The sequence below is a fragment of the Nitrospirota bacterium genome (assembly GCA_040757335.1).
Taxonomy (GTDB): Bacteria; Nitrospirota; Nitrospiria; order 2-01-FULL-66-17; family 2-01-FULL-66-17; genus JBFLXB01.
Genome location: JBFLXB010000003.1, coordinates 122,748 through 146,422, shown reverse-complemented (window position 1 = coordinate 146,422; position 23,675 = coordinate 122,748). Strand labels below are relative to the sequence as shown.

General features: G+C 62.0%; 28 protein-coding genes. 2 read left to right on the top strand and 26 right to left on the bottom strand.

Annotated elements, in window-relative coordinates:
• Positions 1-155: 155 nt before the first annotated feature.
• The 8 genes from AB1451_03495 to AB1451_03460 all read right to left on the bottom strand — a co-directional run bounded on the left by AB1451_03495 (position 156) and on the right by AB1451_03460 (position 8,108).
• Entirely contained in the window at positions 156-1,007 is an 852-nt protein-coding gene (locus AB1451_03495; GenBank protein MEW6681974.1) for a lytic transglycosylase domain-containing protein, read from the bottom strand.
• 135 nt (positions 1,008-1,142) lie between these two features.
• On the bottom strand, positions 1,143-2,477 hold the full coding sequence (locus AB1451_03490) for a DUF4340 domain-containing protein (GenBank protein ID MEW6681973.1): 1,335 nt from the start codon (positions 2,475-2,477) through the stop codon (positions 1,143-1,145).
• 3 nt (positions 2,478-2,480) lie between these two features.
• Positions 2,481-4,013: a Gldg family protein gene (locus tag AB1451_03485; protein MEW6681972.1), complete on the bottom strand. Its 1,533-nt coding sequence runs from the start codon at positions 4,011-4,013 to the stop codon at positions 2,481-2,483.
• A gap of 52 nt (positions 4,014-4,065) precedes the next feature.
• The gene (locus AB1451_03480) at positions 4,066-4,845 is read right to left on the bottom strand and encodes an ABC transporter permease subunit (protein ID MEW6681971.1); all 780 of its coding nucleotides are present in this window, start codon (positions 4,843-4,845) and stop codon (positions 4,066-4,068) included.
• The gene (locus tag AB1451_03475; protein ID MEW6681970.1) at positions 4,842-5,783 is read right to left on the bottom strand and encodes an ATP-binding cassette domain-containing protein; all 942 of its coding nucleotides are present in this window, start codon (positions 5,781-5,783) and stop codon (positions 4,842-4,844) included. Before AB1451_03475 ends, AB1451_03480 begins: the two co-directional genes overlap by 4 nt.
• Positions 5,784-5,850: 67 nt before the next feature.
• Positions 5,851-6,279 carry a hypothetical protein gene (locus AB1451_03470; protein MEW6681969.1) on the bottom strand — a complete coding sequence of 143 codons (429 nt, stop codon included), beginning with the start codon at positions 6,277-6,279 and terminating at the stop codon, positions 5,851-5,853.
• Positions 6,276-7,715, bottom strand: a complete 1,440-nt coding sequence (locus tag AB1451_03465) for a HAMP domain-containing protein (protein MEW6681968.1) — start codon at positions 7,713-7,715, stop codon at positions 6,276-6,278. The genes AB1451_03470 and AB1451_03465 overlap by 4 nt, the downstream gene beginning before the upstream one ends.
• 63 nt (positions 7,716-7,778) lie before the next feature.
• On the bottom strand, positions 7,779-8,108 hold the full coding sequence (locus AB1451_03460) for a hypothetical protein (protein ID MEW6681967.1): 330 nt from the start codon (positions 8,106-8,108) through the stop codon (positions 7,779-7,781).
• A gap of 130 nt (positions 8,109-8,238) precedes the next feature.
• Here AB1451_03460 and AB1451_03455 point away from each other — a divergent pair, with 130 nt between their 5' ends.
• Entirely contained in the window at positions 8,239-8,718 is a 480-nt protein-coding gene (locus AB1451_03455) for a hypothetical protein (GenBank protein MEW6681966.1), read from the top strand.
• A 37-nt stretch (positions 8,719-8,755) separates the two neighbouring features.
• On the opposite strand, the gene smbP is transcribed toward AB1451_03455, so the two are convergent.
• The 18 genes from smbP to AB1451_03365 all read right to left on the bottom strand — a co-directional run bounded on the left by smbP (position 8,756) and on the right by AB1451_03365 (position 23,414).
• The gene (gene smbP, locus AB1451_03450; protein ID MEW6681965.1) at positions 8,756-9,112 is read right to left on the bottom strand and encodes a small metal-binding protein SmbP; all 357 of its coding nucleotides are present in this window, start codon (positions 9,110-9,112) and stop codon (positions 8,756-8,758) included.
• A gap of 141 nt (positions 9,113-9,253) precedes the next feature.
• On the bottom strand, positions 9,254-9,811 hold the full coding sequence (locus tag AB1451_03445) for a nitroreductase family protein (GenBank protein MEW6681964.1): 558 nt from the start codon (positions 9,809-9,811) through the stop codon (positions 9,254-9,256).
• Positions 9,812-9,926: 115 nt separating this feature from the next.
• Positions 9,927-10,100: a hypothetical protein gene (locus AB1451_03440; protein ID MEW6681963.1), complete on the bottom strand. Its 174-nt coding sequence runs from the start codon at positions 10,098-10,100 to the stop codon at positions 9,927-9,929.
• A 317-nt stretch (positions 10,101-10,417) separates the two neighbouring features.
• Positions 10,418-11,413, bottom strand: a complete 996-nt coding sequence (ruvB, locus tag AB1451_03435) for a Holliday junction branch migration DNA helicase RuvB (protein ID MEW6681962.1) — start codon at positions 11,411-11,413, stop codon at positions 10,418-10,420.
• A gap of 47 nt (positions 11,414-11,460) precedes the next feature.
• A complete protein-coding gene (ruvA, locus tag AB1451_03430) occupies positions 11,461-12,063 on the bottom strand; it encodes a Holliday junction branch migration protein RuvA (GenBank protein ID MEW6681961.1) in 603 nt (200 codons plus the stop codon).
• Positions 12,060-12,581 carry a crossover junction endodeoxyribonuclease RuvC gene (ruvC, locus tag AB1451_03425; GenBank protein MEW6681960.1) on the bottom strand — a complete coding sequence of 174 codons (522 nt, stop codon included), beginning with the start codon at positions 12,579-12,581 and terminating at the stop codon, positions 12,060-12,062. Before ruvC ends, ruvA begins: the two co-directional genes overlap by 4 nt.
• A gap of 96 nt (positions 12,582-12,677) precedes the next feature.
• Entirely contained in the window at positions 12,678-13,430 is a 753-nt protein-coding gene (locus AB1451_03420) for a YebC/PmpR family DNA-binding transcriptional regulator (protein ID MEW6681959.1), read from the bottom strand.
• Between the two features lie 125 nt (positions 13,431-13,555).
• Positions 13,556-14,260 (bottom strand): FAD-binding oxidoreductase, encoded by a 705-nt coding sequence (locus tag AB1451_03415; protein MEW6681958.1) that lies wholly within the window; start codon positions 14,258-14,260, stop codon positions 13,556-13,558.
• Between the two features lie 141 nt (positions 14,261-14,401).
• Positions 14,402-15,205, bottom strand: coding sequence for a hypothetical protein (locus tag AB1451_03410; GenBank protein MEW6681957.1), 804 nt, complete (start codon positions 15,203-15,205; stop codon positions 14,402-14,404).
• Positions 15,206-15,323: 118 nt separating this feature from the next.
• A complete protein-coding gene (locus AB1451_03405) occupies positions 15,324-17,006 on the bottom strand; it encodes a c-type cytochrome (GenBank protein ID MEW6681956.1) in 1,683 nt (560 codons plus the stop codon).
• Positions 17,007-17,055: 49 nt separating this feature from the next.
• Complete coding sequence (locus tag AB1451_03400; protein ID MEW6681955.1) at positions 17,056-17,973, bottom strand: cytochrome c; 918 nt, start codon at positions 17,971-17,973, stop codon at positions 17,056-17,058.
• Positions 17,974-18,057: 84 nt separating this feature from the next.
• Positions 18,058-19,314, bottom strand: coding sequence for a nitric oxide reductase (locus AB1451_03395; protein ID MEW6681954.1), 1,257 nt, complete (start codon positions 19,312-19,314; stop codon positions 18,058-18,060).
• Between the two features lie 74 nt (positions 19,315-19,388).
• Positions 19,389-21,338: a cytochrome ubiquinol oxidase subunit I gene (locus AB1451_03390; GenBank protein ID MEW6681953.1), complete on the bottom strand. Its 1,950-nt coding sequence runs from the start codon at positions 21,336-21,338 to the stop codon at positions 19,389-19,391.
• Between the two features lie 222 nt (positions 21,339-21,560).
• On the bottom strand, positions 21,561-21,704 hold the full coding sequence (locus AB1451_03385; GenBank protein MEW6681952.1) for a hypothetical protein: 144 nt from the start codon (positions 21,702-21,704) through the stop codon (positions 21,561-21,563).
• Between the two features lie 104 nt (positions 21,705-21,808).
• Positions 21,809-22,747 carry a formylglycine-generating enzyme family protein gene (locus tag AB1451_03380; protein MEW6681951.1) on the bottom strand — a complete coding sequence of 313 codons (939 nt, stop codon included), beginning with the start codon at positions 22,745-22,747 and terminating at the stop codon, positions 21,809-21,811.
• Positions 22,748-22,819: 72 nt separating this feature from the next.
• Positions 22,820-23,032, bottom strand: coding sequence for a hypothetical protein (locus tag AB1451_03375; GenBank protein MEW6681950.1), 213 nt, complete (start codon positions 23,030-23,032; stop codon positions 22,820-22,822).
• Positions 23,029-23,271 carry a hypothetical protein gene (locus tag AB1451_03370; GenBank protein MEW6681949.1) on the bottom strand — a complete coding sequence of 81 codons (243 nt, stop codon included), beginning with the start codon at positions 23,269-23,271 and terminating at the stop codon, positions 23,029-23,031. The genes AB1451_03375 and AB1451_03370 overlap by 4 nt, the downstream gene beginning before the upstream one ends.
• Positions 23,262-23,414 (bottom strand): hypothetical protein, encoded by a 153-nt coding sequence (locus tag AB1451_03365; GenBank protein MEW6681948.1) that lies wholly within the window; start codon positions 23,412-23,414, stop codon positions 23,262-23,264. The genes AB1451_03370 and AB1451_03365 overlap by 10 nt, the downstream gene beginning before the upstream one ends.
• 110 nt (positions 23,415-23,524) lie before the next feature.
• Here AB1451_03365 and AB1451_03360 point away from each other — a divergent pair, with 110 nt between their 5' ends.
• Positions 23,525-23,674, top strand: coding sequence for a hypothetical protein (locus AB1451_03360; protein ID MEW6681947.1), 150 nt, complete (start codon positions 23,525-23,527; stop codon positions 23,672-23,674).
• Position 23,675 lies beyond the last annotated feature (1 nt).

Sequence of the window (23,675 nt, the reverse complement as noted above, 5' to 3'; positions counted from 1 at the left end):
GCGCGGATCGGCTCTTCGTCACCGACATCGGTAGAGTCGATATCTTATAAGAGGATAGTACCGCCGACCGTCCAAATCACGGGGGAAAGTGTAGTGGACCACCCGTGGGGTGTCAAACGAGTGGCCGTCAAACTCTTAGTGCGGAGGAAGACGTTCTAGAGGCGGACGGAGTCTTCGACCCTTCGGACCTGCTCATAATGAGCGAGCACGCGCTGGGTGTAGTCCATGGGCACGGGCGACCCGCGTCGAAGCATCTCGTCGACGCGCGACGGACCGTAGTTGTACGCGGCAAGCGCGATCTCCAAGGAACCGAACCGCTTGTGGAGTTTCGCCAGGTAACGCACGCCCAGGCTGATGTTGAACGTAGGATCCAGCAGAGCGTGTTCACCGAACCATGGCCGGTGTGTTTCTTCGGCCAGAGATTCCGCGGTGTTGGGCAAGAGTTGCATCAGGCCCACGGCTCCCCGGTGCGAACGGGAAGTCGGGTCGAACGAACTTTCGGTCATGATGACCGCCACGATCAGCGCCGGGTCGTACCCGTAATGGCTGCTCAGGTCGGTCAATAACATTCCCAATCGCCGCCGTTTTGAACCGTCGAGTTCGGGACTGAGCGCTTCCAGAACCCGCGCGACCTCCAAAGCCCGTGACTCCTGTTTGGAATACACCACTCTGAACGCCGTGGACGCCTCGACGCGCGGCGGAAGCGCGTCGTCATCCGCAGAAGCGGTCTCCGGCGCCCGCGATACGCAGCAATACGACTGGTGAGGGATCGACTCCCGCGCCCCCGGTGCTTCGTGCTCCAGCACCGAGCCGAGCCCGGCAAAGAGCACCGCCAACACCATCGGAAGCGCCATCACCGCCAGACGGTGGGGATCCCACCGATCGCTGCGGCGCAAAAATACGCGATAGGAATGGGGAAACGCACTCGGACCGGTCGCGTGGAGGTCCATACGCCACGGAGAGGGGTGCAAGGGGGAGACCATCACCCGGTGTTCGCGTCCAACCACACGTAACTCCTAACTAAGAACCGACCTTGTCCGGATTTGGACAGACCGTGGCGCAGGAAAAAGCGACGGCCGAGGCCCCGAAACTAGGTAAAAAACTACCACTTCAGACCGCCCGGAGTCCACTTGGAAACGGGGTCACGACGCCGGTGCGAGGTGGGACTCCAGCGCTGATTTCGATGGAATCCGCTCCACCGTCGCGGGCGGGACCGAAAAGACGGGACCCGATGATTCCGATACGGCATATCGTCGTTCGCCCGATGCTGCACTGATGGTCACCGCGGCGAGCTGGCGATCGGCGGTCCCCAGGAGGACGACGCGCACAGCGGGTGACGCGAACGTGTTCGCCGGCAACGCGGCGGGCGTCTCGGCCGCCACGGACTCACCACGCAACGCGGTGAGCGACCGGATCATGGCTTCGACTTCCCTCGTCCCCTCGTCCGCCAGCAGGCGACCGTCGAGCTCCCATCCGCCCTCACCTCGCGTCACGCGATACCGTTCCTGGCCCCGTTCGACGTCCACTGCCCGCACGTCGTCGAAGGCGGCTCGCACCACCCTCAGGTCGCGAAGGGCCGAGGCATCGAGCGGGAGCGCGTTCACCACGCTCTCGTTCAGTCGGTACAATGTGTCGCCCGACGCGCGAGCGTAGAGCGAGCCGTCCGCCGCTGCAACGAACGCCACGCGCATGAGGTCGTCCCCCGCGATAATCTCGATGTCCGTGCGCGGCTTCCCGCTCACCCGCAGCGCGTCCCGCTGCTCGACTGTGTCCGCAAATCCCGTGGCGCGTAGCGCGCGGAGACGACTGAGCAGCGACGACACCGTGTCGGGGTCCGCCGTACGCGAGGGTTGAGCCATTCGCCACTCGGCGCCCTCGCGGTGCAGGCGCACCGATCGCCCACGGTGGGTAATGGCGATTTCGGTGACCGCCTCCGGCTTGAAGTCGATGAACTCCTTGCGCCGGACATCGTCCCGCGACACCTCGAACGTGGACTTGGCCGTCGTCGCGGTCAAAAACACCTTGCGATCGTCGCGTTGAACGTACACGCCCGATCCCGCGGGGTTCTCGTCTCCAAACGCCACTTCGGCGCGGCCCTCGAAACGATGCGCGATCACCCGCACCGCGGGCTGATCGAGCCCCAGCGCCGCCGGGTCGTCGACATCCTCGATGGGACGAACAACCGACAGGGACGTCAGCTGGGAGAGCAGCCGGCGAACCGTGCCCTCGTCGGCCTCGGCCGATACCGGGGCCGACACGCGCCACGCGCCGCCGTCGCCCCGCTCGAGTACCAGGCGGTCGGTGGGCGTCTCGATCTCGATCTTGGTCACTTCGTCCTCGGTGAGGGAGAGCACGCGGCCCTCCCGCTGTTGCTGGTCCGACCGAGCGCGCTCACGAGGCGTCTCGATGAATACGAAGTAGAGGCCCAGCAGGGCCGCGAAGGCCAGCAGGGCAACCGTCCCCCAGTAACGCCGCATCTCCTACAATCGTCGCCGCCGGCGCCACATCCCGAGACCGTAGGCCGCAATCACACCCGGCACCAGCACGACCGGCATCCAAAACACGATCCGCTGTTGCCCTGCGGTCAAAATCAACGGGCTGGACGACGCCTCCTTCGGGCGAATCGCGATGAGATCTTCGTCTTCCGCCAACCAGTTGATGGATGCGGTCAACAGATCGCCGTTACCCAACATGTTGAAGAACCCGTTCGTGGCAAACCGGGCGTTGCCGACCACCACCGCACGCCAAGCAGCCGGCTTCGTCCCGGCGTCGTCGCCGCGTTCCGTCGGGGGAGCTTTGGGAGTCAGCACCGCGGCCAGGTCCAAGGGGCCCTGCGTGTCCTGGCCCGCGTCGAACCGTGCCTTTCCGCCGACGATCTGCGTTTCACCCCAACTGTCCTGAGTGGTCAGCGCCAGGGCCCGGTATTCAATGTCCGCAGCTTTGGACGTCTGGAACGCCAGAGATTGGGCCAATGGAAACGCCGTCGCCAATCGTAGATCCCGCACAATCTCGTGATCGCCGTACGTCCGGACAATCGGTCTGGTATAGTCCCCGCCAGCCAGTCTGGAGAACGGATCGGCGTCGATGACCGTGTCGCCGCGAAACGTCACGCCGAGTTGCTGCACGGCCAGTTCCTCCATTCCCGTGTGCTGCCCAGGTCCCAGCAAGAGCAGCAGACGCCCGCCGCCGGAAAGATAGGTCTTCAGCGCACTGGTTTCTTGGGACAATAGGGGCCTTTGCGGATCCGCGACAATGACCGCCGTGGTTCCGGGATCGACTGTTCCGGTTTGGGCAAGGAGAAGCGACGTCACCTCGTAGCCTTGTCGCTCCAACGCGTCCTTCGCCTGAGAGAAGCCGTTGGCATCGGTGTCGGTCAGACTCGGCTCACCGTGTCCATCGAGCACCGCGATTCGCTTCTTGTCCTTTTTGCGAACGCGGATCAGGGCGTTCGTCAGCTCCTGCTCGCTCACGGAACGGATACGCGCTTCTTGCCCGCCGCTCTCCACGACGATCGTGTCGTATTGCGTGATGCCGTACTGCTTGGCCGCAGCCGGACGGGCGTCGGGATCAATGGGCTCGCCGGAAATCTTGCTGCTGTAGTGTCGATACGTTCCGAGCAGATCTCTGAACTTGATTTCGCTTTCGCCGCCCTTCTGCACGAAGGCGGTGACTTTCACTTCGTCCTCCAGGCTTTCGAGTATCTTCACGCTCTGAGGCGCCAACGTGAAGGCTCCGGTCTGGGAGAGATCGAGGCGCGCGTCGTGGCGGAACGCCAGGATATTGAGCAGCACCAAGACGACCGCAACCACCGTTATCAGCAACGCGCTGTGCGCGCCCATCCTGGTCGAGCGTTGTCGCGACCACGCGATGAGCGCGCGGCGGGAGATCCCCGCCCAGAGCGCGGCAAGGACCGCCGCCGCGCCGTAGAGCGCCAGGGCGTACCACCTTCCGGGAAAGGTGAAATCCACCGCCACGCCGACTCCCGCCACGCCGAGCGTTGCGACACCAATCATCGGTCCGAGTTTCGAGCCCATCGTCGTCAGATCGACCGAACCACTGGTTGTGTCAGCGCCACCGACTAGAATCCAACACGCGGTGGGTCAGAAAGAGGCTGAATGACGCCAGACTCAGCGCGTACGCCGCGCCCGTGACGCTGAGAAGGCCCTTGAGGAAGTTCTCAAAGTGGTGGGTGACTGAAAGATATTCGAGCAAGGATCGTAGTTCCTCGCTGTCCGCCGTCAACGCGGCCCAGCCGATGACCCACAGTCCGAGAATCATCCCCAGAGCGACGACGCCGGCGCTGATCTGATTTTCTGTCAGCGACGAGGCCAACAGGCCCAACGCGAGGTAGACCGCGCCGACCAGTAACAAGCCCAGATAACCGGCCAGCACCGTGGGCCAGTCCACCGCACCCCAGACATCGAGCAGCACGGGCATGTAAAGGGTCAACACCAGTAACCCGGCGTATAGCGCGAAGACCGCCGCGAACTTGCCGGCGATGAGTTGGGTCACGGTGACCGGCGAGGTCATCAGCAGTTCCGCGGTCTTGTACTTGCGTTCCTCGCTAAGCAGGCGCATGGTCAACAAGGGAATCACTAGCAGGAGGATCACGTGGATGTTGCGAAACATGGGCTGAAAGACGAGCGTCGTCAGGTCGAGTTGGGGCAGCGCGCCTTGAAGCCGCAGCATCTGCATGCTCTGCAGGCTCGCGAAGGCCACGATCCGCTCAAAGAACAATCCAATAATCGCCAGGAACACCCCACCCACCACGTACAACACCGGGGAGACCGTAGCGACACGGATCTCTTTTCCAGCGAGGGCCAGGATCGGACGGAGGGCGTTCACGTCGCCTCCTCGGCCGTCAGCTTCAAGAACACGTCTTCCAAACTCATCACCATCGGGCGAAGTTCCACCAGTCCCCAATCCCGCGTCACGGCACAGCGCGACAGGTCCTCGCGAACGTCGTACCCCAGATCGGCCTCGACCAGCCAACTCCGGCCGCCGGACCCGTCAGACGACTCCGCCGCCACGCCCACCACGTGGGGGAGACGTCTGATCGTCTCCTCGGTATCGGGCCCCGGGCGCACCAGCGTGAGCCGGATCTTCTCGGACTTGCGCAGCCGTGCGGCCAACCCCGCATGGGTATCAACAGCCACCACGCGGCCCTCGTGAATGATGACGACCCGCTGGCAGGTGGCGGTGACCTCCGGCAGGATGTGCGTGGAAAGGACGATGGTGTGCGCGCCGCCCAGGCTCCGGATCAGTTCGCGAACTTCGATGATCTGCTTCGGATCGAGCCCCACGGTCGGCTCGTCGAGAATCAGCACCGGCGGGTCGTGAATCAGAGCCTGGGCAAGGCCGACCCGTTGGCGAAACCCTTTGGAGAGATTGCCGATCAGGCGCCGTCGAACCTCACCCAGTCCGCACTGCCCAATCACCCGGTCCAGCGCGGCCGACAACGCGCGACGCGGCACCCCCTTGATGCGGCCGGTAAACCGGAGGTACTCGGACACGGTCAACTCGGCGTAGACCGGGGGATGTTCCGGCAGGTACCCGATCCGGCACTTCGCTTCGAGCGGGTGCTCGGCGACGTCGAATCCCGCCACCACCGCGGAGCCGCTCGTGGCCGGCACAAACCCGGTCACGATCCGCATGGTGGTGGTCTTTCCCGCGCCGTTGGGCCCGAGGAACCCGAGGATTTCGCCGGAGGCCACCTCGAAACCGACCCGATCGATTGCCGTAATCGGGCCGTAACGCTTGGTCAGATCGCGGACTTGGATCATACCGTCATCGGCCGATGTATCTACTGAAAAGGGAACAATTTTGTCAAGACGCGTTCGGACACCGCACTTACGAGGCGGAGTAGTCGCGATACGTTTCCCGTATGCGCTCGACCAAGCGCTGCTGCTGGTCAGCCAGCTGGTCGAGGACGCGCCGCGTCTCGGAATCAGGGGCAAGACGGGCGCCCTCGCGATAACGGAGGGCGAGGAATCGTTCCTGCTCGTACAGCCATGACAAGACTTCTCGCGCCGACGGAGCGGACCGCGGCGCGTTGGCGTCCTCGGTCGACGCGTTCCCGCTCGCTCCAAGCAACCGGAGCAGCGCGTCCTCGTGCCTGCGTTTGGCCGCCCACCCCTCTTCCCATAACCGCCGCACACGCGCGCTCCACGCGGCCTGCATCTCCTGCCGGTACGTTCGTCCCAGCTGTCGCTCGCGTTCGAGGCTGTCCGCAAACGTGGCGGCCAAATCATCGCGCACCACGTCGGCCACCTGGCTCACGCCGCCCCCCCCGCCCCAAGCCCCGACCCTCGCGAGCCCAGCACATCGCTCATCCGTGGACCTCGAGCCGTTTCCTGGGCCTGATCGTGTACGTGTTCCGGCTTTTGCAGCACGTCGCGCATCCGGACCGCTGCTTCATAGATCGGCGTCGCCTGCTCTCGAACCGACTCCGGCAAGTCCGGCTGCGCCAGAAGCCGCTCAGCGGCCCCTATGACCGTTGTCAGCGCCTGGTGCACCTCGCGCTCGATCGCCAGGCTCACCTCCCCGATCGCGGCCATCCGCTCGGCTTTGGTCAGCCGCTCTTGCGCGCGCTTGAGCGCGTAAGCCATTTCGAGAAACGACCCGGCGAGCCGTTCCAGCTCGTTGCGCCCGCGAACCTGCAGGTCGAAATCGAGATCCCCCTGCGCGATCCGGCGGGTCCCCTCCTCCAAGGACTTGATGGGACGCGTGATGCCGGCGCTGACCAGCAAGGCAACGAGGCCGACCGCCCCCGTCAGCACCGCGACCACCGCCGCATACCGCCACGGGTGCGCCTGGCCCGCGATCGTGCGTTCGGGCACCGACACCGCCACGGTCCATGGCTCTCGCGACCCGGTCACGGCCAGCGGCGACAAGACCACCGCGACCGCATCAGAACCGATCTTGACCTGCACGGGCCTGTCGCCGTCGCCGCGTCCAGCCGCGAACAGGGTCGGCGCCGTGGCATCCGCGTCCGGTCCGCTGTCCGTGGTGAGCACCAGTTGGCCCGCGTGATCGAACACCCACAGCGATCCGCCTCGCGTCGCCCGAACTTCCAGAGCGCGCTGGAACCAGTCCGCGGGAATCTCACCGTGCAGCGACCCGAGCAGGGCGCCGTCGGAGCCCATAATCGGCGCAGCGAACGGCAAGACGCGCCGAGCGGTTTGGGCCGAGGTCACCACCCCACCGAATACGACCTCGCCCTCCGGCGTGGCTTGAGCCGCGGCGGCCAGCTGGCGGTCGTTGTCGGAGAAGGCGCCAAAAGCTCCTGGTTGGCCGTCGACGAACGCTAACCGAGGCTCCGCCAGCGCGTCGACCACGGTCCACGTTTCAAACTGGACCGGAGCCCGCTGGCCCCACGACGTCAGTACGCTCACCGCCGGGTCGAAATTCACGCGAGGCGGGGTTTTGGATCGTGGTCTCGGCGGCTGCCTCGCCCTGGCTTCGAGCACCCGCTGAGCAACCTGACGCGCCGCCAGCACGAGTTGATCACGAGCCACGCCAAACGCCTCATCCAGGTGGTCGATCGCCGCATCCGCATCCGCCCGCATCAGTACCGCCGCCTCGCGGAACAGTCCGGTGCGCGTGACCGAATACGCGTAGGCGCTCACGGCTGCGGCCGGCAGCACGCCGATGAGCAGGAACCACCCGGTGAGCTGGTATCGCAGACCGAAACGGCGCATGACGCTGGTCGCCATTACTGAAGCGCCCCACTATAAGGGTGAAGGGACCGCGGAATCAAGAGTCGGAGCCGCCTTGGGTCAGTATGGATTATGCGGGCGAGCCGGCGGCATCACGCTCGATGACTCGCTCCCACGTGGGCCGCGCGGCCGGCGGCGGGTGAACGGGAACGTCACCGCCGCGATCACCGGGGCGAGGAGCGCTCCGGCGGCCGTGGCAGCGAACAGGACGTAAAATACCTTCGCCACCGGCCCCACGGGCCCCTGGGTGTAGGCCTCCTCAAGGGTGTACTCCCCGGTTCGGGCCAAGTCATACGCAAAGTTGGAAAAGAGGAAGTAGGCGGCCAACACCTCGGCCGCCAGGGCGAGAAGGCACACGCCGGATATCTTGGCTGCCGTAGCGAACGTCATGTCCACGCTCGCCACATGATACGGCACCGCAGGGCGGAAAGAAAGCGGCCATATTGTGCCGGGTGAGCTACACTGGTTGTCAGTAACCAGGGTTGAATTTCGCGGCGCAGGGAAGAAATTGGCGCGTTGTGTGCTCGCGATGGCGTGGCTGGGGGCCGTGGGCCTGAGTGCCTCGGCTTGCCGATCCGAAGGGGATTCGCCGGAGGCACAGGTCCGCGCAACCATCGGGCGCGCGGAGGCTCTGGCGGAAGGCAAAGACTTGGGTGGGCTGAAAGCGTTGCTGTCCGACGCGTATCGCGACGACGCGGGCCAGGACAAACGCGCGATCCTGGCCCTCCTGTTCGTTCAGTTTCGGCGACACGAGTCGATCCACCTGTTGACCCGGATCGACCGCATCGACATCGACCCGCGGGCTCAAGCCACAGCCACGGTCTTTACCGCCATGGCGGCTCGGCCGATTCCCACGGTCTCCGACTTGCCCGCGCTGCGCGCCGACCTTTATCGGTTCGACCTGACGCTCGTTGATAAACGCGGCACTTGGCGGGTCACCAAATCCACGTGGCGACCCGCTGTCCTGCACGACTTTTTCCCCTCTGAGGCCACCGACTGACCCGACGGATTCAACGCGACGTCCGTCACCCCTTAGCCTACTTCACCGCGGACAGATGCTCCAACGCTTTTTCCGCGTGTTGCACACCCATATCTGTGCGCCCGTCTTTGCCCTGGAAAACCGCGGCTTCCAGCTCGTCGATTGCCTCGTCGAGGTGCTCGTCTTGCTTGAGCTTTTGCGCTTCTTTGGCGTACCGCAGCGCACCGTCGGCATGGTCAACCAATAGATCCGTATGGCCTTGTTTGCCGTGTTTGACCGCCTCATTGGCGTGTTCTATCGCCTCGCCCACGTGCTCCGCGGCATCGGCCAACGCGGTCGACGCGCAGACCAATACCCCCAGAAATCCCACGACCAACCCGACGATCATCCCTGCTCGAACATTACGCGTGTTCATGGAGGTACCTCCGGTTTAGATCCCGTTTTCGTGAAGACGACCACGACCGCCATTTCCGACGTCGCAACAACATACTCCGAACCTTTTCATACTACACAATGAACCGCTCCGGCATGGAGAGGGCCCCGTGAATGTTCATCGTCACTTCCGGGCGAGAATCTGCGGCTCCTTGCGGGTCGTGAGGGGCGTCTCACCGCTCGGCACACCGACGATGATCGAGGCAAACGCGGAAAACTCGCTCGGGATCCCGGCATCGGCTTTTCCGCCCGAGGTGTTCAGCGCGAGCAGCGCGGAACCGATCACACAGGTGCCGAGCCCCATGGCAGAGGCAGCGAGCATTAGGTTCTGCGCGGCCAGCCAGCAGTCCGCGGCCACGAAGGGGCCGATGGGGAGACCGCAGATCACGATGAGCGTGCTCGCGTCATAGAAAATATTGAAATCCGGGCGGCTGAAGATGTCGAGCGCATGGCCTCCATGGTCGAGGTGCAGGCGGTGTGCTTCCTCGGCAAACAGCACTTTGGACTGATCCGAAAGCCGCTTCAGCACGTTCGCGTCCTGCACGATTGCAAACGCCCACGGCTCCCCGTGCATCGCCGTGGGAGCTCGCACCGCGGCCGCGAGCAACGCGCGAATAGTTGATCGGTCGAGTTTCTGTGGTAAGAAGGCGCGCACGGATCGCCGCTGATTGATGGCGTCCATGATGCTGATGGGCGCTATTGACGGAGGCGACGAAGGCACGACCCGGCACCTCTACGAGGGTGAACGGTGTCGGGTATAACGGAGTTGGCGGGCACGAGTCAATACGTGGGGCGTATTACCTCAACGGTCCGACCATCGCCGCCAAGAACGCCACCGCCATCACACCAATGACCGCCAGGATCAGCAGCGCCGGGATGGACGCGATGGCCCATTTCACCATGAACACTACCATCGACCCGAAGCGCATCTTGATATCGACCACGACGACTTCTCCGCTCAATGGATCCATGTGCTGGGCCTCCTTGTGAGAATCGGGGTCAAGAGTGAAGCAACCCAGAACAGGTGGAAACCTCGGAAGGTCATCTCTGTGCAACGACGTCACTGTAGCGATTCGAAATGAGTCACTACCACATTACTTAATTAGTAAAGAACGTCCCCCTAACTATCCGACATACCTGAGTCCTATTCAGCCGAGTAACCGCTTAGGGCACTCCACGCAGCCGCGGCTCAACTGTCGGGTTTTAGTACCCCGACCCCAACATTTCCCACACGGGCCAGAACGCGGCGGTTCGTTCGAGTGCAAGGTTTGGCGACCTTGCCTTCCCACTACCACAACGGTTTCTGCTCAGTATTGCTCGGCTGTTGTCTGTTTAAATGCTGGTACGCGAGGGGGGTGGCGAGGCGGCCGCGGGGGGTGCGGTCGAGGAAGCCGCCTTGCAAGAGGAAGGGTTCGTAGACGTCTTCGATGGTTTCTCGTTCTTCGCCGATGGCGGAAGCCAGGGTGTCCACGCCGACCGGGCCGCCCCCGAATTTGTCGATGATGGCGGCGAGCAGGCGGCGGTCCATGACGTCGAAGCCGTGTTCGTCGATCTCCATCATGGACAGTGCGCCGTGCGCGGCCTCCGCGGTGATCACGCCGTCGCCCTTGACCTGGGCGAAGTCGCGCACGCGACGCAGCAGACGGTTGGCGATACGCGGAGTGCCGCGCGCGCGGCGCGCGATTTCAGAGGCGCCTTCCGGCACGATGGGGACCTTGAGCAGGCGCGAGGAGCGCATGATGATCTGCTCCAACTCGCCGGGAGAGTAGTACTCCAGACGGCAGATCACGCCGAAGCGATCACGCAGCGGCGACGTCAACAGACCCGCGCGCGTGGTGGCGCCCACCAGGGTGAACGGCGGCAGATCGAGTTTGATGCTACGCGCGGCCGGGCCTTGACCGATGACGATGTCGAGTTGAAAGTCCTCCATCGCGGGGTAGAGGACTTCTTCCACTGCGGGATGCAGGCGATGGATTTCATCGATGAAAAACACGTCGCGCGGGCCTAGGTTGGTCAAGATCGCGGCCAGGTCGCCCGCGTGTTCGAGCGCGGGACCGGACGTGGCTTTGATCTGCACGCCCAGTTCCTTGGCGATGATGTGCGCGAGCGTGGTTTTGCCCAAGCCCGGCGGGCCGTAGAAGATCGAGTGATCCAGCACGTCGCCGCGCTGGCGCGCGGCTTCGATGTACACGCGCAGGTTGGCTTTGATCTTCTCCTGGCCCACGTATTCGTCCAAGGCCAGCGGCCGCAGACTGTTCTCGTAGCCTCGCTCGTCATCCACCATGCCGGCGGCGAGCGGCGAGTTGGTGCGGCTGTTGTCGCGATCGATCGTCACTTGGACAGGCGGCGCAGCGCCTCGCGCAGAAGATCCTCGACGGTGAGTTCTTCACCGGGCCGGCTGCGCTCGATGAGTTTGAGGGTTTCCTTGGCCGCTGCGCCCTGATACCCCAGGTTCACCAACGCTGAGAGCGCGTCGTCCATGGTCGATGACGCGGCCGGGCTCGCCCCGTTGTCCGTGGTCTCGGGCGCGATCGCGGTGATTTTGGACTGGAGTTCCAGGATCAGACGCGCCGCGGTTTTTTGGCCGATACCAGGCACGGAGGAGAGGCGTTTGGCGTCGCCGGTTCGGATCGCGGACGCCAGTTCTGCGACCGTCAGTCCCGAGAGCACCGCAAGCCCTAATCGAGGCCCCACGCCCGACACCGAGATCAACAGCAGGAACGCCGACTTTTCCTCAGAGGAGAGAAAACCGTACAGGGACAGGGCGTCTTCGCGCACGTGCGTGTATGTGTGCAAGCGCACGGCCTGTTTCAGCTCAGGCAGTCGATAGTAGGTTTGCAGCGAAGTGAAGACTTCGTAGCCCACGCCCTGAACATCGAGAATCACGGACTGCGGAGACTTGGCGACCAACGTCCCCGCGAGCGCGGCGATCATGCGTGGGCGATACGCCGCGACGACGCGACCGACATCGTGGCGTGCCGGGGCAAGGCGGTGTGGAGGTGGCAAATGGCCGTGGCCAACGCGTCGGTGGCGTGGTGCGTGGTGGCCTCCACGTCCAGCCGGAGCAGCCGGCCGACCATATATTGCACCTGCTCCTTTGCGGCCGCGCCGTATCCGGTGACCGCGGTCTTGATCTCCGTGGGCGTGTATTCCAGCACCGGGAGCTTGGCCTGCTCAGCCACCAACAGGGCGATCCCCTTGGCTTGTCCCAGTTTGAGCGCCACGGCCACGTTTTTGGCGAGAAACGTGTTCTCCACCGCGACCTCGTCGGGGCGGTATTGGTCGAACACTTCTCGCAGGGATTCGAACAGCAGGTTCAGACGGGTGGGCAACGGGCGCGCCGAGGGGATATTGATGGTGCCGGACGCGACGTGACGCACCTCGGAGCCGTCCAGCTCCACCACGCCGTACCCGGTGGCGTTCAGGCCGGGGTCGATTCCAAGAATCCGCATGGGTGGCTCCCTCCCCTCCGAGCTTGCTTGACGCAACGCAGGGTCGACTTCAGACCCGAGGCTGCGAGATGCTTGGCCTTTTTTGGGATCGGCCCTTTACCCCAGCACCTTCTCCATCACGGCCTGATCAATGTCGAAATTCGCGTGCACTTTCTGCACGTCGTCGTGATCCTCGAGGGCTTCCATCAACTTGAGCATCTGCTCCGCGTCCCTGCCCTCCAGCTTCACGTAGGTCTGCGGGATCTGGCTGATCTCGGCCAGCGCGATCGGGATCCCTTTGGCTTCGATCGCCTTCTTGACGCGCTCGAACTCGGAGGGCGCGGTGAGGACCTCGTACTGCTCGGGGTCGTCCGTTTTCATGTCTTCGGCGCCCGCGTCCAAGGCCAGGGTCATCAGGGTGTCCTCGTCCGCCTTGGCCTTCTCAACCACGATATAGCCGCGCTTCTGGAACATCCACCCCACGGACCCCGCCTCCCCCATGTTGCCGCCGTGTTTGGAGAAGACGTGGCGGATCTCGGACACGGTGCGGTTCTTGTTGTCGGTCATGATGTCGACCAACAGAGCGGTGCCCCCGGGACCGTAGCCTTCGTACACGAACTCTTCGTAGGTCACGCCCGGGAGCTCACCGGTGCCCTTCATGATGGCGCGCTTGATGTTGTCCGCCGGCATGTTGTTTTCTTTGGACTTCAGGATCGCCATGCGGAGGCGTGGATTGCCGTCCGGATCGCCGCCGCCGATGCGGGCGGCCACCGTCAATTCCTTGATGAGCTTGGTGAAGATCTTCCCGCGTTTGGCGTCGGCCGCGGCTTTTTTATGCTTGGTGGTGGCCCACTTTGAGTGGCCTGACATGACGAAACCCCGGTCGAACGGCGGAAAATCAGCGCGTAAAAACAGGCTGGTTGTAACACAACTGCGACGAACGAGTCAACGCGCAGCGCACCACACCGTGGTGCGCCATCCCATGGACGTACGGTTTAGATGTATTTTTCGGTGTGAATTTGCTGCCGCGGCACGCCCAATTCCATGAGCAACGGCTTGACGGCCTTGACCATCGGCACCAGCCCACAGACATAGACCTCTTTGGACGCAGGATCGCGCAACGTGTCCCGCAAAGCGTCCTGCACCCACCCAGTGCGGCCGGTCCAGGTTTTGGGACGACTGACCACCGGAATGAACCGAAACGCGGGGTGTTCAGCTTCCAGCCTCCGCCAATCCGGCTCGTAGAGAAGTTCGTCCTCGTACCGGACCCCGAAATACACGGACATCGGCCCCTCGAATCCAGCATGGTATAGATCGAGGATCATGCTGCGGATCGGCGCGATCCCGGTACCGGTTCCCACGTACACGCGCTCGTGCGGCCCGCCACGGTCCACAAAAAACCCGAGCGCCTCGTGCACGGTGAGCACATCGCCCACCCGAACCTTGGTATGGAAATACGTCGAGACGTACCCCCCCTCCACGTACTTAATGCACAGATCGATGTCTTTCTGATGCGGAGGGGAGGCAATCGAGTACGGCTTGTGAATAACCGCCCCGTCCTTCAAGACGTCCACCATCACGTATTGCCCAGCGATGAACGAAAAATTCGTCGCCGGCTCGAACGCCAAGCGGAAGACCTTGACGGTCGGTGTCAGGGTCTCGATGTCGGTGACAGTCCCTTGGTATGATTGTTTTGGCATTTGCGCAGGGCGCGCGCCTGTTCAGGAAGGCGTCAGATGCAAGGCGCCGCGAGCACCGCACCGGAGCGTACTAAGTGCGTACGCGAGGAGCGGATGCGCAGCGGCAACGCCGCAGATGACCCTTCATGGACGGGCGCTGAATTATAACAGGATGGATTCGGCGACCAGCAGATACCGCGAAAACGCCTCGCCCGCCATCACCATAATCACCGCGATATACATGAGACCCGTGGCGGACATGTTGGCTTGATACCGGATGGTGTTGAGAATCATCACGGCCAGCACCAGCGGCCCGGCAATGCCGATGGCCAGGCGGATCCAGAGGAAGAGACCGAGCACGCTCTCCAGGCGCAGGGCGGCGAACGCCGCGTCCGGACTCAGGCCAAACCAAAACGCCGCGACCGTCAACCCACCCTGCAGCAACACCGCGATCAGAAACACCCAGGCCACGAAGTTGAGATGGCTCATCGGCAAATGGGGATTGGTCAGATAGCGGTGTCCCAACAACATCCCCAGCAGCGACGATCCTAAAATCAGCGCGGAGAAGAGAAAACTCACCGGGATCAACTCGGCCGCCAGCCCGCCACCAGAGCGCGCGGCATAGAACCAGCCGCTTGCGGCCACCAGGGCAATGCCGAGCCCGGCGGCGGCATAGAGCCAGAACACGGGATGGGTCTCCTTCTTGATCCAGAACGTCACCACATACACGAACAGCGCGACCGAATAGGCAAGCGTCAGGATGATCACCGCCTGCGACCAGAGGCTCGTGGTCTCGCTCGTGGGAATGCCCGGAACAGCCACGCCGAACAGCAGGAAGAAGATCATCCCATTCAGGCGAAAGAAACTGAGGCCGAGCTGCCGCTTGGCGATCGCCGCCAGCAGCACGATCCCTCCGACTGAAAGTTGGCTGAACAGCAGAAACAGAATTTCGGATTTTTCGCCCATGTGGAACTACATCCCCCCTGCCCCCCGTTTGCCAAGGGGGATTTTAACGCGGCCCAGACAAAAAGAGGCCCTGCGCGTCGCGCAGGGCCTCCAATGCTCCGACTGCACACCCAGTTCGTTACTTCTTCTTGCCGTTCTTGACCTTGGACGTGACCCAGAATTGCAGCCCGATCACGAACGCCGCGGCGAACAACGGATAGACGTACGCCTTGGTCGGGATCGGCGGCATCAAGATCGTGTAATACCAGCTCGAGAGCGAAGTTTTCCGGCCGGTATCACCGTTGTGCCCGTCCCAGACGAAGAAGAGCGTTGGAATGTACTGGCCGGTGGTGAACTGGACGGCTTTCTCCTTGTCATCGGTCACCAGCGGCCGCTTGAAAATGACTCTCCATTGTCCGTCCTTGTGCTGGACGTACGGCGTCGTGACCTCACCGCTCCCGTGCGGAACGAGTTCCTGATCCCACCCACTGCCGTTGAGCATTTTCACCGACCCATCGGCCGACCACTTCCAGATATCCACGCCGTTCTTTGCGTCGCCGAACATGAAGCGCGGTTTCTCCGGCGCGTTGAGCGTTTCCCACTTGGTCGGAAACTGAATCGCAGCGGCGTCATTGAACACGGGGTACTCGCGCTCGGCAATGGGCTTGCCCTCCGGCGGGGTTTCTTCAAACGTCGCGGCCATGGCCAGTGCTTCGGGCGTGGCGACGCTCTTGTTTCGATCATCCCACTCGATCAGGTACGCGATTTCCTTGTCGTTGTACAACGAACGAACCCAGGCATCGTCGACCAGGCGAACGAAATTTCTCGGCTTGTGGGTGATCTGTCCGCCCAGTCCCACGTAGTTCGGTGCCATTTCCTGCCACTTGGGATCGTCCGGATCCGTCGGAAGGTCACCCTCCGCGAACTTGGATCGCACCACGAAATCGTTATTCGGCTTCATGGTCAGCGGGTCGATCTGCTTCTTGGGGCACAGCGAAATCACAAAGTTCGCGACGTCCCACCGCTGTTCCTCACTGAGCACATCTGCGAACGACGGCATGGGCGTGCCGTTGAGTCCGGTCGAAACCTCCCGGAAGATATTCGCCGGATTATACGGATCGCCACGATTGCCTCTGAAGTTCCAGCACTTGTGGAGATCCGCGGGCCGGATCGGGAAGTCCCACTCGTCCTTCTGAGTCGCATTCCCGTCGCCTCGGGCTTCGGGGCCGTGGCACTCCACACACTTCCCCTTGTTCATGAACACTTCTTTGCCGCGCGCGATGCTTTCTTCCGAGCTGGGGACTTGTTTCCCGAAATTGATCGGTGTATAGGTCTCGGTCTCAGCGTCGGTAAAGTCGCGATCCTTCACCAACTCGGTGCGGACGAACTCCACGACCTGCCGCCGCTGCTTTTCGCTCAAGATGCCGTCCCACGCGGGCATGGCCGAACCCGGAAGGCCATGGGTCACGGTCTGGAACAGATCGTCGAGCAAGGGAAGTTCTCCGCTCGCCGTATGGCGGATCTTGAAGGTCCCCTGATTGAAGTTCCGGGGTCGTGGCCACAAGCGGTCCGCGCCGGGACCATCTCCCGCACCTTCAGGGCCGTGGCACCAGACACATTTTCTGAAATAGACTGCTTTCCCGGCTTCCAAATCTTCAGGCGTCGCCTTTGGAGGAATGGCCGCTGTCGCTGGAGCCGCGGCTTTCTCTTCTTGCGCGGTCGTGATCACGACTGTGGACACAAGCACCGCCCCGATTAGAGCAAACAGAGTGAGCCCGATCACCAGTCCCCGCTTGCTCGAACCCTTCAGTATCCCCTTCATCGTCAGACTCCCGATTTTTCCTGGATGAGTTGGCGCGACTTACGCTCGATCAATCCCACGTTCTTGGATAGAAGCCCGTGTGCCAGTACTCGAACATGATCACCTTCCACATCTCGTCGGTGGTCAGGTGCTGCTCCCACGGCGGCATCACGGACGCCCACGGGAAGCCTTCGCGTGGAAGCCCCATCCCGCCCTTGGCCACGCGCCAGAACACGAAGGTTTCCTGCAACTGAGCAATCGTGCCAGCGTCCGTGAAGTTGGCCGGAATCGGGTTGAACGCGAACGCGAACATACCGCGTCCGTCGAGGTTATCTCCGTGGCAGAAGTGGCAATTCTGGAAAAAGATCGCGCCGCCTTCCCGAACGTATTTCATGTACTTGACGGCGTTGGGATCCCAGGGATTGTCATTGACGTGCTGCTGCTGAATATCGCGCGAGTACTTACCCTCTTCATCCACGCGGAACGGATTCTCAGCGGTCTGCAGCGTGAAGGTCTTTCCGGCAACCTTGACCGAAGCCGGAGGCGCAGGGTGCACGGTTCGCAGCTCGATCGGCTCCTCGAATTTCGGCACGATCGTGTCGTAGGTTCCAAACGCGATGAGCGCGGGAAGCGCCACGAACGTGATGGTACGAATGCTCCGAAATCCTGGCGTCGCTCCCCTCAGCACCTTGAGGATGGGATCCTTGAATTCGGTCCAAGACTCCTCGTCGGACGACACCAACAGGAAGAGCACCAGGGTGATCAGCCCCATGTAGGTCTTGAGGAGGGCCGAAGGAATCGGTGGATACAAGACGTAGCGGAGAACGACGTAGGCGGCGATCCAGATTAGAATCGCTTGCCAGAACTTCGGAATCGGCCGACCTTGCTTCTTCAGCACCCACCCACCGGCCACGAAGGCGAAGAACACTGCCGCCAGAATCAGCAAGAGCTCAACCGGCATGGCTCCTGGAATCCAAATCTTACCCACCGGACCCCTCCTCCCCTAGTACGGAAGTGACACTAGCCACTGCACCCGTTCGTGTGACACTCAGCCAACCGCGCAAGTCGACAACTACCCAGGCAGTTTCTTCCCATCCTTGTCGACTTTGATCCCGTCCTTTGCCGCGGCCGACTCGTCGATCGACAACAGAAAATCCGCCAGCTTTTCGACCGCTTCGTAAGTAAACTTCTTGGAGAAATCAGCAGGCATCATCGACACATCCGGAGCGCCCGGGTTCTTGAATGCTGGAATCACGAAGGCGCTCGGATTCATGATCGACTCGATAACATACTCTTTTGGAGTCTTCGCGTGAGCCTTGCCGGCCTTCACGCGAGCCTGATACTCCGGAGATGCGATGCGCTTACTCGCATTGGTCTTTTCGACCAGGACAGGGCCGATGGCGCCAAACTTGTTGGGGGTGGTGGGAATCGTGTGACAGGCTCCGCACCCCATCTTAGTCAGCATATCTTCCGGCTTATCGGTTCCCATCGCGATCGCGATGGCGGGAGCGCCACCCGCAGGCGCCGCGGCTTCTTGAGCCGGTTCGGGCCGGTCAGCGGCCGGGATAAACTTTTCGTAGGCCGCACGGAGATCCGCAACCGCCGGGGCCTCTTCGCCCTCGCGAGTGAACAACCAGGTATCGACCGCGATCAGTTCATCGATGGAGAGCTGGATCGGCGGCTTGTGGACCTGGGGCATCGGGCTTTCGCGGTCGTTGCTGCCCTTTACTCCGAACCCAGCCACGATGAAGCAGTTCGGGCAGGAATGGGACTCGGCGATGTACTCAATGGCCGACGTCGCCCGCCCGCTCCCTGAAAACGCTTCGGTCTGCACGGAATCGGGTTTGAGATACCGGGGATCTTTGATCCGCTCCGCGGCACGTGACGGGATGCCGGCCAGGTTCGGCGCGCGCTCGCTCACGTCACCCTTCTTGAACCCGTGACACAGCGGACACTGCCCTTTCCCCTGGCCGTGGAGCGTGCCCATCTCGCCGAAGATGATCATCTCGCCTTTGTCCGCGAGTTCCTGGGTCGTCATGTCCTCGGCTTTCTTGGCGGCGCCGGCTGGCTCCACCGGCGGCACCTCACCGCGGCTCTGTGGTAGCCAGTTCGAATAGCTGGCAAAGGATCCGCTCATCAACGTGAAGAACCCGATTGAGACCAGCAGCATCCGAGCCTTGGGGAGCATGTAGCCCAGCCACATCAGAAAGACCGCGCTGAGCAACAGGCCGAACGCCAGGCCGAGCGGACCCAGTCCACTCGATGCCCACTTGATAAACCAGACGCCTGCGACAATACCCACAATGAGGCCGAGCTTTCCTGGAATCACCGCATCCTCTCCTAGTCTGGGATTGGCGGCCCCTCCAGGACGGAGGGGCCGCTCCGCGAATTACTTAATCGACGTTACTTCGACCCTCCGGCGATCACCGGCTGCCCGAGGCCAACGGGTTTGCGCTCGTCGACCATCGAAGGCAGTTGTTTGTGCGTAGAGAATTCCCCAAGCCAGAACACGAACAATGTGAAGACCCAAAAGATCAACACGTTGAAAGACATGACGTTCGCCGCAAATCCGATCGTGTGGGTGAAGGCCCAGGGGGAGTTGTCCCTGAACACCTCCATCGCGTGCCAGAACAATCGCACCGAAGATCGGATATACCCCATCAGCGCCATCAACCACGTAAAGGACACCGCCAGCGCAAAGAGCCCGTACTGGGAGCGCACGGAGATCTTGCCCCACTCGACCGGACCGGTGAGCTTGGCGCCCCTCATCATGGCGCTGTTGAGGGCGAGACCGACGAAGAGACACGTCAGGGTCCCCATCACCTGGGGTACGGAGAGGCCGACGCGAACGTTCGCCGGGATGTAGTAGCCGATGATCGCCAGCCACCAGTTGTTCACCATCGCCACCGCGAACATCCCGATCATCACGGCGTTGCCCCAGGCGGCCCACGAGACCGTGATGATCTTGTTGCACCGCTGGTACAAGATGAACGAAATGATCGTGGTCATCAACATCGTGTTCACGGCACCGTTCTTCGCCGACATCACCCCGAAGTTCCCGATCACGGGATGCTGCTGGCCGCCGATGGCTTTGAGCTCGGCGGCGCGCATCACCAGCGTGTGGGGCGTCAGCCACACGAGGAACGCCGCGGTGGTGAGGAACAGGATGTATTTGATGTATTTCCGGTAGGGTTCGGAACCCCGCATCCGCCCCATGCCGTTGAACAGGTAGTAGTTGGTGGTGAAGAACAGGGCGCCGATGAGCACGGCCTGAATGATGAACAACCAGGCGAGCAACCCGCCCATCAGCGTGATGCCCATCTGCTGGCGGTAGGCGTAGACCTCGCGCATCAGCCAGTAGCCCGCGAACGGAAGCGGGATCAGGGACGCGATGGCCAGGAACATCGCCACGTATCCCATCCAGTCATAATATGCCTTCTCGTTGTCGGTTTTGGACGAGAGGAATTTGTAGGCCGCGTACGCCGCCACGATCCCGCCCCCGAACACCATGTTGCCGATGATGCGGTGCACGTTCAACGGATTCCACAGCGCGTTGTGGAGCACGTGCGTCAGATTCCCCAGGAACTGGCCCTTCTCATCGACGCCGGCCGGGGACATCATGAAACTGGCCCAGGAGTTGGCCAACATCATCAAGACGCTGCCAAAGACGTTGAGAAGGACGCCCAGCGTGGCGTGGATCCACTTGAGAAACCCGCCGTCGTTCATCCGGTCCCAACCGTAGTAGTAGATGTAGAGTGTCCCGCTCTCCGCCAGGAAGAGGAGCGCGTAGATGTGCATGAACGGCTTGAAGAGCGACGTCAGGTAACTGAAGAATACCGGGTACAGCGAGATGAACGTGAAGAGCAACAGACCGCCGAGGATGGCGGTCACCGAGTAGGCAGTCAAGCTGATGCGGACGAAGTCATGAGCCAGGTCGTCGTATCGCTTGCCGATCGCCCGGTCTTTGGACATGATCCCGACCAGCTCGATGATCATGCAGAAGATCGGCACCGCCAACACGAAGCTCCCGAAATAGAGGTGCTGCTGCGCGACGGTCCAGACGATCACTCGGTTTTCACTCAAGGGGTACGGCAGGTTATACGATGGGTAGTCGGTCGCGGTCGTCTGCGGCGCCGGAGGACCGGAAACACAGCCCTCAATCTTGAAATAGACGTCTTTGCCTTTCTTTTCACACCCCTCGGTCGCCGCGGCCGTCGTAGCAGCCTCGTCGGCCAGCGCGGTGGTCGGGACAACAACGAGCGCCAGAGGAAGGAGCAGCGTGAACGCCATTGCCCCCAGCATCAAGAGGGACCATACCCTCTTTCCATTCCCCATCGCTCTCATCAGCTTCATAGGATTCTCCTTCGTTTTGCCGACCGCTCGGATGGTGAGTCGACTCCGGAGGTTCTTGGCGTCAGACTAAATCTTCAGAAAGGTAAAGTAATCCAGCCCCTGAATCTTCATGAACAACCAGTCGATGGTCTGGAAGTAAAAAAACCATGCGACGATTGCCACTGCCAGCATGATCACCATCTTCATCGTTCTTGCACCCTTTCCACGCCAAACGGGATTGGACTAGTGCCCACCGTAACTGTGACTGCTTGCCGCGATGTTGCCGAACCAGTAGAAAAACCAGATCGAAATAACGGAGACGACGATGTAGATAATGGCACCTGCACGGCTGCCACTACCCTGCTGGGTTTGTTGTTTTTTTTCCATCAGAACTCCTCGTGGGCGAGTCGGCTCAGGCTCTGTCCGTAAAAGGACAGCGGCATTATAGGGAAGGCGATATACCGTGTCAAGCGAAAAAAGCTGCCCCTCAGTCAGAGATCCAGCCCCTCTGGAACCATGGTCTGCGGCGCTGACTTTGCACAGCGAAATCCAATGGTTACATCGCGATAATCAGGACGCATTTTAAACCGAGTGGGGGTCTTGGCACGGGTCAGCGAGTCGTTCCACGACGCGCCGCGGATGACCCGTTCTGTGCCCGTTGGAGGGCCCAGCGGATTCGTGCCCGACATCATGGCGTAGTATCGCTCGTCAAACCAATCAGCTGTCCATTCCATAGCGTTTCCAGCCAGATCGAACACGCCCTCCGGGCTCTGATCGCTGCGAAACGTGCCTACCGGCGAGGTATATTTGAACCCATCGTCCTCACCGACCAGATTCGCCTTCCGCGGCACGGCCTCGTTGCCCCACGGCCATTCTCGCTGCGTTCGCCCTTTGGCCGCTCGCTCCCATTCGACCTCGGTGGGGAGGCGTTTCCCCTTCCACAGGCAATACGCGCTCGCATCGTCCCACGACACGCCCACCACGGGATTGAAGGGATTCATGAGAAGCGGCAGCCCGCTGCTGTCGACCGCAAGATACCCCGCTAATCGGGGTTTACGATGGCCGGTGGCGGAGACGAACGCGTGATAATGCGCAAACGTGGTTTCGTAGACATCGATGAAAAACGGGGGCAGAGTGATGGTGCGTTCGGGTTGTTCGATCGCCCCGCCGCGTCGATCACCGAGCGTGAACGACCCGCCCGGGATCAGGACCATCCGATCGAACTCCGGATCGATCTTCACCGCCGCCAACTGCGCTTCGGCGTTTTTCATCCCTTCTTCGGCGGCTTTGATCTTGGCGGCCAAGGGGGTGTAGCCTGCTTCGCCGTCGTCAGAACCCGGCACCTGCCCGGTCCGTGAGATCCCGATTTGTAGAATCGCGACGATGACCAACACCAATCCGAGGTACAGCCATTTGAACAGTCGACTCATCGCAGTGAAACCGAGGGAACGACTGACTGCCGGACGCAGAGATGCCGCGGCCGCGAAGGAAGGAGCAAACCCTTAGTGCGAAACAGTGGAGTGGTTTGACAAGGCGACCGGAGCTTTGCGATCAAGGACGAGCACCTCGTCGACATCCTGGCGCTCCGCTTTGGCGGCTTCTTCGCGCTCCTTTAGCGCCCAGCGCCGCTCCATGAACTGTCCGAAAAACAAACCTGCGACGAACATCGCCCCCGCGTAGAATGAGACGTAAAACGCGTAGAACAGGTGTTTCACCGTCCGACCTCCTGATTCGACGACACCGGTCGCAGCCCTGCGGGAGCCCTTGGCGCGCGCCCGGCTCGACGTCGCAGCCACGCTTGCTCGGAGCGCTGGCCCACCAGCATGCCCCATAAAAAGATTGCCCCCGAAAACAAGATCATGTACCGTACGTAGAGCTTACCCAGGAGCTGATCCACGGCAAACGCGGCCACGACCATGACCACGATGGCGGCGACATAGAACCTCAACCGCATCGGAGCCCCACCGTTGTCACGACGGCTGCGCGCGCCCGTTCCCTGCGGCGACCGACTCGATACCCCCACACGAAAAACAGCGCGCTGAAGAGAAAGATGCCGAGGGGATAGAAGAGGTAATGACCGATGCCGAACTCGTACATGGGGGAAATCCCGGCGGCATTATAGAAAGAGGCCGGTGCGAAGTCAAGCAACATCGCGCTTGACTCGCCTCCCCTGTTTTGGCATGCTACCCCGGCCCAGGGGAGACTGCATGGACGGTCAAATGCAAGGCGAGGTCGAGGCCCAGGACGAACGCGCCGCGCGCAAGCGGTCGATTTTCGATTGGATCGTGTTGCTGGGGATGGTCATCAACCTCGTCATCGCCGTCTTCATGATCCTCTACTACTTCGACCTGCTCTGAC

Excerpts from the sequence above, each read along its gene's own strand:
- AB1451_03490 (MEW6681973.1), bottom strand. The coding sequence starts at position 2,477 with ATGCGGCGTTACTGGGGGACGGTTGCCCTGCTGGCCTTCGCGGCCCTG.
- AB1451_03485 (MEW6681972.1), bottom strand. The coding sequence starts at position 4,013 with ATGATTGGTGTCGCAACGCTCGGCGTGGCGGGAGTCGGCGTGGCGGTG.
- AB1451_03475 (MEW6681970.1), bottom strand. The coding sequence starts at position 5,783 with ATGATCCAAGTCCGCGATCTGACCAAGCGTTACGGCCCGATTACGGCA.
- AB1451_03465 (MEW6681968.1), bottom strand. The coding sequence starts at position 7,715 with ATGGCGACCAGCGTCATGCGCCGTTTCGGTCTGCGATACCAGCTCACC.
- AB1451_03460 (MEW6681967.1), bottom strand. The coding sequence starts at position 8,108 with ATGACGTTCGCTACGGCAGCCAAGATATCCGGCGTGTGCCTTCTCGCC.
- smbP (MEW6681965.1), bottom strand. The coding sequence starts at position 9,112 with ATGAACACGCGTAATGTTCGAGCAGGGATGATCGTCGGGTTGGTCGTG.
- AB1451_03445 (MEW6681964.1), bottom strand. The coding sequence starts at position 9,811 with ATGGACGCCATCAATCAGCGGCGATCCGTGCGCGCCTTCTTACCACAG.
- AB1451_03440 (MEW6681963.1), bottom strand. The coding sequence starts at position 10,100 with ATGGATCCATTGAGCGGAGAAGTCGTCGTGGTCGATATCAAGATGCGC.
- ruvB (MEW6681962.1), bottom strand. The coding sequence starts at position 11,413 with ATGGTGGATGACGAGCGAGGCTACGAGAACAGTCTGCGGCCGCTGGCC.
- ruvA (MEW6681961.1), bottom strand. The coding sequence starts at position 12,063 with ATGATCGCCGCGCTCGCGGGGACGTTGGTCGCCAAGTCTCCGCAGTCC.
- ruvC (MEW6681960.1), bottom strand. The coding sequence starts at position 12,581 with ATGCGGATTCTTGGAATCGACCCCGGCCTGAACGCCACCGGGTACGGC.
- AB1451_03420 (MEW6681959.1), bottom strand. The coding sequence starts at position 13,430 with ATGTCAGGCCACTCAAAGTGGGCCACCACCAAGCATAAAAAAGCCGCG.
- AB1451_03415 (MEW6681958.1), bottom strand. The coding sequence starts at position 14,260 with ATGCCAAAACAATCATACCAAGGGACTGTCACCGACATCGAGACCCTG.
- AB1451_03410 (MEW6681957.1), bottom strand. The coding sequence starts at position 15,205 with ATGGGCGAAAAATCCGAAATTCTGTTTCTGCTGTTCAGCCAACTTTCA.
- AB1451_03405 (MEW6681956.1), bottom strand. The coding sequence starts at position 17,006 with ATGAAGGGGATACTGAAGGGTTCGAGCAAGCGGGGACTGGTGATCGGG.
- AB1451_03390 (MEW6681953.1), bottom strand. The coding sequence starts at position 21,338 with ATGAAGCTGATGAGAGCGATGGGGAATGGAAAGAGGGTATGGTCCCTC.
- AB1451_03385 (MEW6681952.1), bottom strand. The coding sequence starts at position 21,704 with ATGGAAAAAAAACAACAAACCCAGCAGGGTAGTGGCAGCCGTGCAGGT.
- AB1451_03380 (MEW6681951.1), bottom strand. The coding sequence starts at position 22,747 with ATGAGTCGACTGTTCAAATGGCTGTACCTCGGATTGGTGTTGGTCATC.
- AB1451_03370 (MEW6681949.1), bottom strand. The coding sequence starts at position 23,271 with ATGCGGTTGAGGTTCTATGTCGCCGCCATCGTGGTCATGGTCGTGGCC.
- AB1451_03365 (MEW6681948.1), bottom strand. The coding sequence starts at position 23,414 with ATGTACGAGTTCGGCATCGGTCATTACCTCTTCTATCCCCTCGGCATC.
- AB1451_03360 (MEW6681947.1), top strand. The coding sequence starts at position 23,525 with ATGGACGGTCAAATGCAAGGCGAGGTCGAGGCCCAGGACGAACGCGCC.